The organism is Paenibacillus sp. FSL R5-0923 (assembly GCF_038009145.1).
Taxonomy (GTDB): Bacteria; Bacillota; Bacilli; order Paenibacillales; family Paenibacillaceae; genus Paenibacillus_AQ.
On sequence record NZ_JBBPAT010000001.1, the window covers coordinates 1978004 to 1990653 of the forward strand.

Annotated in this window: 11 protein-coding genes; 7 read left to right on the plus strand and 4 right to left on the minus strand. The window is 45.1% G+C overall.

The features are described 5' to 3' along the window. Positions 1–7: 7 nt before the first annotated feature. Positions 8–730: a YheC/YheD family protein gene (locus tag MKX35_RS08845; RefSeq protein ID WP_076300431.1), complete on the minus strand. Its 723-nt coding sequence runs from the start codon at positions 728–730 to the stop codon at positions 8–10. Positions 731–967: 237 nt separating this feature from the next. Between MKX35_RS08845 and MKX35_RS08850 the strand changes: the two genes are divergently transcribed. After that, positions 968–1360, plus strand: a complete 393-nt coding sequence (locus MKX35_RS08850) for a hypothetical protein (protein ID WP_042130783.1) — start codon at positions 968–970, stop codon at positions 1358–1360. Between the two features lie 50 nt (positions 1361–1410). On the opposite strand, the gene MKX35_RS08855 is transcribed toward MKX35_RS08850, so the two are convergent. Beyond that, entirely contained in the window at positions 1411–2103 is a 693-nt protein-coding gene (locus tag MKX35_RS08855) for a YetF domain-containing protein (protein ID WP_076300432.1), read from the minus strand. 217 nt (positions 2104–2320) lie between these two features. Between MKX35_RS08855 and MKX35_RS08860 the strand changes: the two genes are divergently transcribed. The 6 genes from MKX35_RS08860 to MKX35_RS08885 all read left to right on the plus strand — a co-directional run bounded on the left by MKX35_RS08860 (position 2321) and on the right by MKX35_RS08885 (position 8143). After that, the gene (locus MKX35_RS08860) at positions 2321–3256 is read left to right on the plus strand and encodes a LytTR family transcriptional regulator DNA-binding domain-containing protein (protein ID WP_076300433.1); all 936 of its coding nucleotides are present in this window, start codon (positions 2321–2323) and stop codon (positions 3254–3256) included. Between the two features lie 138 nt (positions 3257–3394). Beyond that, positions 3395–4240: an ABC transporter ATP-binding protein gene (locus MKX35_RS08865; protein WP_076300434.1), complete on the plus strand. Its 846-nt coding sequence runs from the start codon at positions 3395–3397 to the stop codon at positions 4238–4240. Then, positions 4237–4947 (plus strand): ABC transporter permease, encoded by a 711-nt coding sequence (locus tag MKX35_RS08870; protein ID WP_076300435.1) that lies wholly within the window; start codon positions 4237–4239, stop codon positions 4945–4947. Before MKX35_RS08865 ends, MKX35_RS08870 begins: the two co-directional genes overlap by 4 nt. Before the next feature lie 203 nt (positions 4948–5150). Continuing rightward, positions 5151–5531 carry a FlxA-like family protein gene (locus MKX35_RS08875; protein WP_076286012.1) on the plus strand — a complete coding sequence of 127 codons (381 nt, stop codon included), beginning with the start codon at positions 5151–5153 and terminating at the stop codon, positions 5529–5531. A gap of 188 nt (positions 5532–5719) precedes the next feature. Beyond that, positions 5720–6592, plus strand: coding sequence for an AraC family transcriptional regulator (locus tag MKX35_RS08880; protein WP_076286013.1), 873 nt, complete (start codon positions 5720–5722; stop codon positions 6590–6592). 156 nt (positions 6593–6748) lie between these two features. Continuing rightward, positions 6749–8143 carry a hypothetical protein gene (locus MKX35_RS08885; protein WP_076300436.1) on the plus strand — a complete coding sequence of 465 codons (1395 nt, stop codon included), beginning with the start codon at positions 6749–6751 and terminating at the stop codon, positions 8141–8143. 179 nt (positions 8144–8322) lie between these two features. Here MKX35_RS08885 and MKX35_RS08890 read toward each other — a convergent pair whose 3' ends face one another. Together MKX35_RS08890 and MKX35_RS08895 are read right to left on the minus strand one after the other, a co-directional pair. Next, positions 8323–10941 (minus strand): family 16 glycosylhydrolase, encoded by a 2619-nt coding sequence (locus MKX35_RS08890; protein WP_076300437.1) that lies wholly within the window; start codon positions 10939–10941, stop codon positions 8323–8325. Between the two features lie 135 nt (positions 10942–11076). Next, positions 11077–12648, minus strand: coding sequence for a response regulator (locus MKX35_RS08895; RefSeq protein WP_076300438.1), 1572 nt, complete (start codon positions 12646–12648; stop codon positions 11077–11079). Between the last annotated feature and the right edge of the window lie 2 nt (positions 12649–12650).

The window sequence follows — 12650 nt, forward strand, 5'->3', positions numbered from 1 at the left end:
TTTCGTTCTAATGTTTCTTATACCATAATATTCTGCGATGCATTGAGGAATCTTTCAAGAGCCGGAATGGGCGTAAGTCCGGTTGATAATTGCCTTCAATGATCCAAATCCGGCAGTTCCTGTCGATGCCTATATCGAACCCGACTTGTCTAAGCTTTGGGTAACGCTCTCCCAGTCGTGTAGCTGCCAATAATGCGATCTGTTCCGCTTTGACAAGCAAGCTCCGATCTCCGATTCGGGCTAATTTGAGTGCCTCAAGGACTGGAATGGTGCGGCTAGCCACATTTGTGACTAGATATCCTTGCGCCGCAACTTTCGCGTATGAGCCTGTCACGATCCAAGTGGATGAAGAGCTCTTTTGTCGCTGAACCATTATCCGAATGTCGAATGGCTTGTGTTGAATTTGGGCAAGCTGCAGACGCCTTTGGACAATATATCCACGACCTCTGTCTTTTTTACGGAACAATTTAAGTAACTTATCGCTGTCTGTCATGGTGAAGACTTTCTTTTCGTTATGAATACGATAGGCGTTTGCACCGTTTCGTTTAATGAACAGGATATCCCTTCCGTAACTCCCGTTGCGGGGTTTCAATACGACGCTTTGATAGTGAAGCAGCATATTCGTTAATGCGTTCTTCTTAAGCAACTGTGTCTCTGGCAGCCGTCCGGCGAGAGAGGAACCTTTGCGAAGGATGCGATATTGCAACCATTTGTCTCTTTTGATTAACATTAGAATCACAGCCTTTTTCAATCTTCTACGGTAATTCTAAGTCAAATTAGGAATCAGTATAAGTGGATATTCGTCCATATTTATGAGCCGAAGCAGGTGAAAAAGGCTTTTAGGCGGCTAAATTTCATTACTGTTCAGCTTCGGCTGGGCGCGGATTATTTATTGGCATTCGCCCAAACACTCTTTCCGCGAATGCATATGATGATTGTGCCTACTCATTGAAAGGAGCGATCATATATGGGATTTTTTCCAACGCCGGGAAGCGGCCAATTCCCAGGGTTTCCGGGTGGACCAGGAGGACCAGGAGGACCAGGAGGACCGGGTGGACCAGGTGGATTTCCTGGGACTCCGGGACCTCCAGGAGCTGCACCGGGAGGCGTTCAAGCGCCGACGGCACCTCCACCGCAATTCGTACCGCAAATGTCGGCCACCGCATTTGCCATCGACCCCGGTGCGATCAGAGGCTGTCTGTTCCGCAACACATACATTTGGCTGAACAACGGCGAGCAATTCTGGTTCTTCCCGGTATTCGTCGGGCGTAATTCTGTTGCAGGGTTCAGATGGTTCGGTCTCTTCTGGGGGTACTTCGGTATTGATTTGAATCGGATTCGCTCGTTCACCTGCTTCTAAAGCAGACAGCGAAAGAGAACAGCCCGGGGGCTGTTCTCTTTGGGGGTCTTTTATGGATTTATATCCTGGTATTTGTCGATATACAGACTCCCGTCCAATTGGAGCTCTGCGTAAAATACTTGATCTAAAGAATGAATGTTGGCTTTCTTTAATTGTTGGTTGAGCCAGACAACGGAGACATCTATTTTATTAAGATTCTTTTCTACGATTTTACCATCGATGATAAGCTCAGTTGGGATATTGTGAATAGGTGCAACGTTTACTTTTATATCTTTTTTTGTTGCAGGCAGCAGTTCTTCTTTTATCAACACGCTAAGTTTACCGTCAGGTTCCAGAATTGCAAATTCGACTTCTTCGGGTGAGAAGACATCCTTATTCCGAAGTAACATGCTTAAATCGTCGATGTTGAGGTGCTGCTTAGCTAATGCCTCTTCCAGAATCTTGCCTTCTTTGACGAGAATCGTAGGTTGGCCGTCGAGAATCTCACGTGCTTTGACAGAGCGCAGTCCAATCAATGCAACGCTGAACGCCAAGAGCGACCATAAGACCAAGCTAGATATTCCTTGCAGCAGCGTGATTTGTCTGTTGACGATAATTTCCGCAGTGGTGGAGCCGAAGGTGATCCCTGTTACATAATTGAAAAACGTTAGATGTCCGACTTGTTTTTTACCGAGAAGACGTGTCAAAACGAGTAGAGCAACGAAAGACGTTGCCGTACGAAATAGAATTTCTCCATATGTCATATGCTGAGCCCCTTCTTGCATAACAGATAGTCTTAAAGTGACCCCCATTTTCCTCGCTTATACTTGTTAAGTGAAAGGAATCGAATGAACATGAACGGCTGGACGAACGTTTAGATAGGACATGCCGTTGTGTTTTTAGTTAGAAACTGACAAAAAAGTATCCTGACTTTATAATTGTTTTATATATCCAAGTAGTGTCGCTGATCAGGAGGACGGAATGCAATTTCAACCAATGTATTATGACGGGGAATTATTTCTACCGAAGATTGAATTAAATATGATATTGAACCAATCGGTTGCTATTATAACGGACTTGAAGCGAAAGCAGCTTTTAATGAATCAATTAGTGGACCATTCTCAATATTATTTATTTCGGGCTGGGCAAAGCGAGTATATGCGTTTAACGGTGGAAGAGCTAATTACTTTTCTTATCCAAGTAACGGAGAGGAATGAGCGTGCCGCTTTGTTAATGGATTATTTTGTTCTAAAAGAAGAACGGAAGGTGAGGATCAAGGATCTAAGCTCATCTAAAAGGATGTATGTGACCTTGCTACGTGTTTTTTTTGCGCATCAGCCTACGCTTGTACTGGAGGAACCTTATTTTTACTTGGAAGAGCAGGATCGTCGTCAATTCAAACGGATTCTGGATGATCTTTCGCAAGAAAAGCAGATATTAATTTTAACTTCGAATTTAGAGGATGCCCTTATTTCCTGTGATACCATTTATCGGTTGAACGAGTCCGGATTTCATCCATTGGATATTCGGGACTTCGAAGAGGATAAGCAGGAATTACAGAAACAAGACGAGACCAATATAACCTTGCAGAAGATCTCAACCAAAAGAAATGACAAAGTAATTTTATTTAATCCGCCTGAAATCGATTTTATAGAAAGTGTAGAGGGTTCGATCCTTGTTCATGTGGATGGGGAAAATTATGACTGTGCTTTGACGTTGACCGAACTCGAGCAAAGATTGTTAAATTTCGGTTTTTTTAGGTGTCATCGGTCCTACATCGTTAATCTGCAAAAAGTAAGAGAGATTATTACATGGACGAAGAATAGCTACAGCTTGCGGTTAAATACAGGTAAAGATGCTGTGGTTCCGTTATCCCGTTCAAAATTGTCTGAATTAAAAGCACTTCTGAACATTTAATTTCCTGGGTAATGTCGAACCAATCAAGCACTTTGTGGTACTATTCAGGCGATAATAGCTACATTTCGGCGGGTTTTGATGGCTGGAAGCATGCAATCTTTATATGCTTAAGGCATCAACGCTAAGGAAGTGGTGTTAATGGATGTTATCCAAGTAGAACGTGTCCGTAAGAGATTTGGAAATAAAGATGCGTTGGCAGATGTGTCTTTTTCAATTCCGAAAGGGGAAATTTTTGGCTTCCTCGGTCCGAGCGGTTCAGGAAAAACGACATTAATCAAGATTTTAACTGCGCAGTTAAATCCGACAAGTGGACAGGCAAGTGTATTTAACCAGCCAGCGGAGATGATGCAGCAGTCTGCACAGAAGATGCGCTTCGGCATTTTGACGGATAACAGTGGTCTATATGAAAGATTATCGATTGAGGAAAATTTGGAGCTGTATCGTAAGTTATATGATCTTCCCAGATCTGCGGTCGATAAGGTGCTGCAGTTTGTAAACTTAAGCGGAGAGCGCAAAAAGAAAGTCAATCTCTTATCGAAAGGGATGCGTCAGCGTGTCATGTTGGCCTGCGCGATTATCCATGAGCCCGAATTATTATTTCTAGATGAACCTACTTCGGCTTTAGATCCGGTAAACTCAGCACATATTTATAAAGGCTTACGCTACTTAAATGATAAAGGGACAACGATTTTTTTAACTACGCATGACATGGCTGAGGCAGAATTGATATGCAACCGCGTAGCGATTCTGTATCAGGGGCAAATCCAAACCATCGGTGCACCGAAGGATCTTAAACGACAGCACCGGGAGAACGTAGTTTGTGTTGAATTAATCAATGGGGAAGCTTACGAGCTCCCGATCGATGAGGGAACGGCTGATCAAATCGCGGATTGGATGAGACGAGGGTTAATTGACCGGTTAGAAACGAAAGAGCCAAGTCTAGGTGATATTTTTATTAAAATGACAGGAAGTGAGTTACTATGAGTATCTCATTAAAACGTGTCCAGGCGATATTTGTGAAGGATTACAAAGAGTTTTCTCGCAATTATGCGATCTCCATTATGTTGATTTTTCCAATTATCATTGCACTTCTTTTTCGACGTGTAGACCCGTCTGTGCCTGGAGTTTTCGCTATAGTTCTTAATCTTTCGTTTGTGTTAGTAGCCTGCTTTGCACAAGCATGCTTGATTGCGGAAGAAAAGGAGCATAACACTTTAAGATCATTAATGATGACTCCGGCCACGACCATGGATGTTTTAATCGGTAAAAGTACTTTAGTCTTTGTAATGTCTGCTGTTGTTCTGGCTATTGTTACGTACATAATTGGTTATGAGCCAGCTAGTATATGGGCGTTTGTGTCAGCATTGATTCTTTCGATTATTCTATACACAGCACTCGGAACGATATGTGGTTTATTCTCCAAGACGGTGCTTGAAGCATCCTTAGCTATACTTCCTGTGATGTTCGTATTCACTGGGGCACCATGGGGAACGTTACTAGTGGATGATTTTCCTATCTTCAAAGTGCTGGAGTACGTACCAAGCACTCAACTTGTGTATTTCTTAGAAATAAGCAATATAAGCTTTACGACGGGAGATTTATTAAAACCCCTCCTCATTACCTTGGCATGGACAGTTGTGCTAACAGTAGTGTCTGTCATTTTGTATCAGCGGCGGTTGAAGGACGAGTAAGGGTGCTCTGAAGGGACTTTAGCCAGCCTTCGATGGGTCTTTGGTAGGGTCGAAACAAGCGGCCGACTGAGACTATATGACGATTATTCTCTAATTGAGGCTGTGATGTTGTCATGACGGGGCCTGCTGGGTAATAAAGATGATTAGAACTTTCAAATTTGGCTGAATTTGGATTGGGAGCCGAGGAAAGGGAGGGAAAGATCATGGCGGCACAGACAGTATCAGGCATCAGCTCTGTACAGACCATTGCGGCCTACGGCGGTACACAGAGTGATGTCAGTTCCCTGGAGAAACAGCGGAACCGGCTGATGATGGAACTGGATAAAGTGAATGCGGCACAAGGAAGTGAGATGCAGACTCCTTATCGCCGGGAGCAGCTGCAGCGGCAAATCCGGCTGCTGGAGTCCCAACTCGTACAGAAAAGCGGGAGTAGCGCCCCCGTAAATTTTGTACCGGCTTCTCCGCTTCAAGATCACCTCCCCCTCTCGCGGATTGAGTGGAAGGGAGGCCTCAAGGGCATCGGTCTGACCGATCCCCGGACGGCGACGGTGAACTCGGAGGGCCATTTCGACGCGTTAATTTAGGCAAGAGAGAGAAGGTGCGAAAAGCGTCCGGTGATGAACCGGCTTTTCGCACCTCTTTTTTGAATGCGCGGTGAACCGTATCTTAAGTAGCGGCAAGTTTCTCCTAGGTACCCAGCAAAACTGTGCATGAGATGTCGGATGGATGCCGACGATACTTGCTATATTGTTAGTGAAGGGAGGTCATTCGAATGGATTTGCTTGCAAATCTGAACGGGGCTCTACAATACATTGAAGAGAATCTTGCTGATGATATAGACCTGAAGGAAGCGGCGAGGTTGGCTTGTTGTTCCGAATATCATTTTTCTAGAATGTTCTCATTTCTTGCAGGCATCACGCTATCAGAATACATCCGTCGGAGACGCCTGACATCTGCGGCATTTGAGCTTCAAGCTGGAGAATTAAGAGTTATGGATGTGGCGGTGAAATATGGATATAGCTCAGCAGACGCATTTTCTAGAGCTTTCCAAGGCTTGCACGGTATTCCGCCCTCTTCGGTAAAGTTGCATGGCCCTTCATTAAAAGCCTATCCGCGCTTGACCTTTCAATTAACGATTCAAGGGGGAAGTGCAATGAACTATCGTATCATTGAAAAAGAGTCATTCTGTATCGTAGGCATTACGAGAAGGGTACCTATCCAATTTAATGGCGTAAATCCGGAAATCGCATCTATGTGGAAAAGCTTAACTAGCGATGACATCGACCAGCTCAAAAAGCTCTCAAATGTCGAACCTCAGGGACTGATTCAAGCATCGATGAATTTTTCTGAAGAGAGAATGGAAGAAAAGGGAGAACTTGACCATTATGTTGGCGTTGCTACAACCAAGGAATGCCCCGAAAATTTAACGAAACTAGATGTTCCTGCAGCAACATGGGCTGTATTCGAAGCCGTTGGACCATTTCCCGATACATTGCAAAATGTTTGGGGACGCATCTATTCTGAATGGTTCCCTACCGCTAATTATGAGTTGGCAAGAGGCCCGGAGATTTTATGGAATGAGAGTAAGGATATATCTTCACCGACCTTCAGAAGTGAGATTTGGATACCGGTTTTGAAAAAATAATAAACGGTGATTACTATTGCACTTCTGATTTGTCAGGCCATCCCATAGAAGGATGGCCTTTTTTTGTTGTGGGGGATGATTTGTAAAGTTGAGATTGACCCTTATTTTTACATATGAGAGAATAATGGAAATTTAAAAATGAAAGGAAAATAATGTATGAGCAATCTTTTCCGATTCATTCCTATTAGTCAACTAGCAGATAAATTTCCGGAAGGATCTTGGTGGGCGAAGTTTTACCAGGATTTCAGTGACGAGCAGCTAGCCGCTTATTATGAAGGGGATTTGACGCTGCCTTCTCTTAATCTGGATTGGGAGCAGGCTTTCCCGCAACAAAAAGAGGTAATCATCATTTTTATCGATGGGAATTTTACTGTAGACAATCTCTATAATAAAGAAACAGATGGTGCCATAGGGCTTATGGTAACCGGTAATTTGAATGCGAAAAATATAGCTGTAGGCGGTCAGGAAATCTATGTTTCGGGCAATCTGATGGTTGAGGAAATATTGTGCGGCACCTACAATCATGGGGAAACAATTGTTATAGGTGATCTTAGCGCTGCTGTTTTAGTTCAGGATGACGAGTACAGCATCAAAGTAGACGGGCAGAAATCTATTGCATGCTTAGTAAATGTATGGGAGGGAGACGGCGTATTTCAGGAGCTTCCGGTGGACATTCATGAGGTGTTGATTGATGAAGTTTTTCTGGATATGGATGAGGAGGACATGGAATTTTCCTTTTGCACGCTGGTGAATGTTATTGTAGAAAGGCGTTCCGCATTGAAAAAAGTAAATGAAACCCTCACGAGAAAGAGACCTGTTCATTTATATTTTACCCATAACACGATCAATGAGGAAAATATATTGAAATTGACTCAGTGTATTTTAATGACGGATGACAAACCATCTTTTGATTTTCAGGAGCAAGGCGTATTTTTCAAAGTTCAACTGGAGCATATTGATGCAGACGGGGATGAGCGGGATCTCAGCGTTTATATGAAAGATCACCGGCATCACTATTATATTTGGCTGGAGCAAGATCATTCCATCGGTTTGTTGAGGAGAACCATAGATGAAGGGTCTGAGTGGGAGGATATTACAGAAGAGTCTCAGGAACAGCTAGCGGAGATTAGCGATTGCTGGACTATGTTGTTGACCTGTATTAATATGGCTGAGCTTTATTTACGAAACATTGAGGTCCAATATGTGCAAGACATTTTGCAACACGATGTGATTCAGGAATTATATTCGGAAGAAGAGGAGGATGACGGGTTCTGGGACGGCTCAAAATATTACAGCTTCCGTAATGCGCATACGGACGAGGACGGAGACTACCTGCATGCTCGGATTGAAATCAAGACTCCAGATGAAGCGTATTATTTTTATACAGTGGATCATGGAACTTATGTTTCCCGGCATTATCAGCCGCCCAATCAATATGGCAAGCAGGACATGTCTTTTTTGGACCTTAGGCGCTGGGAGGCATCAGAGCAGTATTTTACAAGATTCAAGCAATTTATTGATCAGAAGATAGAGGCTGGTGTAAATAGTTAGGCTTGATGACGTTCTAAGAGATGAGCTTTGTCGTCAAGGAGGTCACGCATCACGCATGGCAACTGATCTTCCACCGAGGAGACCAGCATGGCTGAAACAACAAAACAGGCGAGAGGGAAGCACCAATACTTCCTCCTCGCCTATTCGTGTTCATGCATTTTGTCTAGGGTTTATCCACTTTACTCCGGTGTTCCTTGGGTTAACCCATGGATATACGTGAGCGTCGGAGAATCGACGGCCCCTTGCCCCGGATTATAGGTGAAGGAGTACTCGATGGTATCGCCGTGTTGCAGGTTATTTACAGGGTAGGTATAGTTACCGTTCCCTGCTGGGGTCATGGCTACGTTTAGCTGCCCACCGTTATTTAGCTTATAGTGTAAGTCAGCAAAGGTTGCACCGTTCACATAGAACAGCAGATCGTCGCCTATTTTCTTCAGGCCCCGCACCTCATCGCCGATGATGATAACACTGGATGATGCCGGTACAACAGTGATGGTGGAGGTAGCAGTTTTATTGCCGTCGGCGGTTGTAGCTGTTACGGTTGTCGCGCCCGGTGCAAGTCCCGTTACAAGACCGTTCGGGTTCACGGAAGCGATGCTGGTACCTGATACGGTCCAAGTAACCTGCTTATTCGTTGCATTAGACGGGGCTACATTGGCGTTCAACTGTACACTCTGTCCGACTTCCACCTGTGCAGTGGTCTGATTCAGAGTTACACCGGTAACCGGCACGTTTACCGGATTCTCGCTGTTGCCTTCTTTATAGACACGAACATAATCGACTTGCATTGTAGCTGGAATATCCGACGGATCTGGGGTATGACCACTGTCGAAGTGTCCGCCGATCGCCAGATTCATAATAATGTAGAAGGGCTGATCGAATGGAGCGTTCGGATTGTTCGGTGCAGCAACGGAATACCATTGATCTCTGCTCACTTTAAAGAAGAATTTTCCGTCCACATACCATTTCATATTATCTTCTTCCCAGACCATGGAGTACACATGATAATCATTGGCGAAGGTCTGACCTTCAGGGAAGTGATATTCACCCGCAATATATCTGTTCACAGGCCATTGTCCGCCAAAGTGAATGGCGCCGCTGGTCGTGCCGGGCAAGCGTCCTTTGGCTTCCATAATATCAATTTCCCCGGATGCGGCCCATGCACCATAGGCTGAATCTTTCGGAAGCATCCAGAGTGCTGGCCAGACGCCATTACCTGTAGGCAGCTTAGCACGAATATCTACTCTGCCGTACTGAAAGGACAAATGATCTTTGGTGTTTATCTTGCCGGAGGAGTATTGGGCATACCGGCTTGGGTCCTGTGGGAAGGATTTTGAATCGTTCAAAGCTTTGATATTCAGCTTTCCGTCCTGTACAAATACATTTTGTGCACTGTCTGTATAGTGCTGCAGCTCCGCATTACCCCAGCCCCAGCTATTCGGATCGTCAGTAATATAATAGCCTTGTTCGTAGCTCCATTTGCTCGTATCAAGCGCTGTTCCGTTAAATTCATCCTGCCAAATGAGATTCATGCCTTCTATGACCGGGTCGTTTGGCGTTCCGATGGCAATGTCATCATGATCGGATACATCCGGACGTGGAGCATCTGGATTACCGATAAAGGTATAGTTGACGTAATTGTTGCCGACACTTCCGCCGGCCTGTCCATTTAATGGATAGCCGATACGGATCTGTACATCTTCTTGGACGGGCTGGAACCAAAGTCCATAGATATAGTCAGCCCAATATCCCCACTGGTTGGCATCGGACATGTTGTTGTAGCCATTGCCGGCGTATACAAATCCGCTCAGACTGGAATCACTCATAGCAACCCATTGTCCGTTGATGTTAATTTGGTACACGTAATTTCCGAGCTCAGTGCCTATTGGAGCGCCTCCATCAATTTTGGGCAGCGGTACACCTATGACGCCTTTTGCATCTGCGGTAAAGGTCGTTCCCTCATAGGGAGTAAGGACATATGAATTTCTTACAGGTTTATTAAAGGTGAGGGTATAGACGACGTTAGCTGAAGAGGTCTTCGATTCTAACTTGACGTTGATAGACTCCGTTACGGTAAACCAGTAGCCGCCACCTCCTTCGGTGAATTGCCCGAAGTTGTTATCATAGATCCAGCCGCTGGCTGCATTATTGTCAATATCAATCCATGTACTGCTGCTTACAGGTTTTACATATACCTTCAGATCTTCAGCAACGGCTTCATAGGTAACGGCCGGATCATTGTTGAAGGTAGGATAAGTAAAGCCTGCACTGCCTGTAAAACCTGCCGTAATCTGCGGACCCTGTGTAGGTGCCATAGCAGTGATGTTCGTTTTGTTAATGTTTTGAAATACCAGGGTGTAATTCAGTGTAACCCCATTAGCCTTGGAGAACAGTTGAATCTCCGTTGTTGCGGAGAGAGTAAACCAATAGCCATTCTTGCCGCTATCACTCCAGTGCCCCCAGTTTTGGTTATAGATATAGCCGCCTGCACTGTCAATATCCACCCAGTTGCCATCCACTTTCACATTTACACCTACGTCATCGGAAACATCATTCCAGGTGGCAGAGTCTCCATTGAATATAGGCATGACAAAACCGTAGCTAGCTTGTCCAACCCCTGATTTTGAGATGACAGGTCCGTCTTCCGCCGAAAAGTAAGCCATAGAGGTAACTGTGGTTCCTGCTGCCTGAACCTTCGATGTCGGCAATAGGCCTACACCAGCCAAGAGCACTACCGCTAAGAACAAACTAAATATCTTCCGCTTAAAACCACTCTCCGTATTGTGAAGTCGCTTCATATTTGCCCTCCTTTAATAAGATGGTATTGAACGAAACCGCTTTCATTTAGGGACATCTTTATTGTATCGAATATAATAATCAGCTAAAAGGTACAATTATTTTTGTTATAACCCAATTTTTTGGCTTTTGATTATTTATAGCGCTGTGTCATGGTACTTTTCCTCACTGTCATGCTTCCGCCGCATCATTTGCCGGTATTCAGTGGGTTGCATGTCCATGACATCCCGAAATGATCGTGTAAAACTTTTGTAGCTTTCATATCCTACCATGGTGGCTACCTCTACGATTTTATGATCGGTTTCAGCCAGCAGCCGCCGGGCTTTATCCAGGCGCACATCGCGCAAGTATTCTGCGAAGCCTTTGCCGATATTTTTTTTGAACAGGTTGGAAAAATAGGCATAATTAAGCGACACGTGGTTGGATACCATCGCGAGATCCAGGGGTTTATGATAGCTTTCGTGTATAAAGCGTATGGCTTCATTCAAATCTTGCGAGTTGCGATAGCTGCACTTATATTCATAATAAAATTGGTTCATCCGAAGCAGCTGTTGTTGCAGCGCCTGAATATAATCACGAATACCCGGATAATCGAATAGATTACGCAAACATTCGATGTCCAGCGCTTCTTCCCCCATGTACGGGCGGATCACACGCACAGATTCCTCCAGCATCTGCACAATGGCACGGCATAGCTGCTGTGTGTATTGGATGTGATAGCGTTGCAGTGTATCTTTGTGAAATATCATGGAAATGCCTTGGGTGATTGTACCGCTGTTTTTGGTGCCGATTAACTGGAACAGGGCATATAACTCCTCATAAGGAAGCTCCCACTGCAGCTCCAGTCGCTCAATATGTGTTGGCAGGATGCAGCTCTTCTCTGGAAACAGATAACTGTGGCGATATAGCTCTAGCGCTTGTGTATAGCTGCGGGGCAACTCCTTTAAGCCTTGCTGCGGACTGGTCATGGCAGTAATGGCATCTATCTGCCCTGCTTTGAGGGCGGCCGGGAAGGCTCCCGTATCTACGGTGGCATCAACCGCGAGGATCAGGTACGGGCGGTGTTGCAGGCATATACACCCTTGTCTACCATATACACGGTAGGCAAGGGATTCCATGCTGTGGCTACTATCGGCTCCCGGTTGGTTAATCCATAATTCTTCCCGCAGCAGGCACAGGCGGTAATTACTCCATAACTCTGGATTCTGCTGTTGGGTCTGGAGAACCCACGCCTCATCAATCATTGCACCCTGCATGAACATACTCATTTCTTTGCGGTCTGTTTCCCGGGCGCGGCGGGAAATATGCTCCATATTACGCGAGAGCGTCTGCCGTGTTTTTATCTCATTTGCTACATGTTCTACCGCGGTTTGCAGATCTTCACGTTTCACAGGTTTAAGCAGGTAGCCCTTTGCCCCAAGTTCGATGGCTTTTTGAGCATAGGCAAAATCGCTGTAGCCGCTAATAATCAGGTAATCCACCTCGATGTGCTCCTGTTTGCTCTGCGCCATCAGCGTCAATCCATCCATATCGGGCATTCGGATATCGGTAATCACCAGTTGGATGTTATTCTGACTCAATATATCCAAGGCCTCAATTCCGTTTACGGCACAGTAAATGTTGTCCAGCTGCAACGGGAATTGGCGCAGCATGGCCTGCAGCCCATCACGAATGTGCTTTTGGTCGTCCACAATTAGAATATTGATCATGC

Coding starts and splice junctions, on each gene's coding strand:
- MKX35_RS08845 (WP_076300431.1), bottom strand. CDS start 730: ATGTTAATCAAAAGAGACAAATGGTTGCAATATCGCATCCTTCGCAAA.
- MKX35_RS08850 (WP_042130783.1), top strand. CDS start 968: ATGGGATTTTTTCCAACGCCGGGAAGCGGCCAATTCCCAGGGTTTCCG.
- MKX35_RS08855 (WP_076300432.1), bottom strand. CDS start 2,103: ATGACATATGGAGAAATTCTATTTCGTACGGCAACGTCTTTCGTTGCT.
- MKX35_RS08860 (WP_076300433.1), top strand. CDS start 2,321: ATGCAATTTCAACCAATGTATTATGACGGGGAATTATTTCTACCGAAG.
- MKX35_RS08865 (WP_076300434.1), top strand. CDS start 3,395: ATGGATGTTATCCAAGTAGAACGTGTCCGTAAGAGATTTGGAAATAAA.
- MKX35_RS08870 (WP_076300435.1), top strand. CDS start 4,237: ATGAGTATCTCATTAAAACGTGTCCAGGCGATATTTGTGAAGGATTAC.
- MKX35_RS08875 (WP_076286012.1), top strand. CDS start 5,151: ATGGCGGCACAGACAGTATCAGGCATCAGCTCTGTACAGACCATTGCG.
- MKX35_RS08880 (WP_076286013.1), top strand. CDS start 5,720: ATGGATTTGCTTGCAAATCTGAACGGGGCTCTACAATACATTGAAGAG.
- MKX35_RS08885 (WP_076300436.1), top strand. CDS start 6,749: ATGAGCAATCTTTTCCGATTCATTCCTATTAGTCAACTAGCAGATAAA.
- MKX35_RS08890 (WP_076300437.1), bottom strand. CDS start 10,941: ATGAAGCGACTTCACAATACGGAGAGTGGTTTTAAGCGGAAGATATTT.
- MKX35_RS08895 (WP_076300438.1), bottom strand. CDS start 12,648: ATGATCAATATTCTAATTGTGGACGACCAAAAGCACATTCGTGATGGG.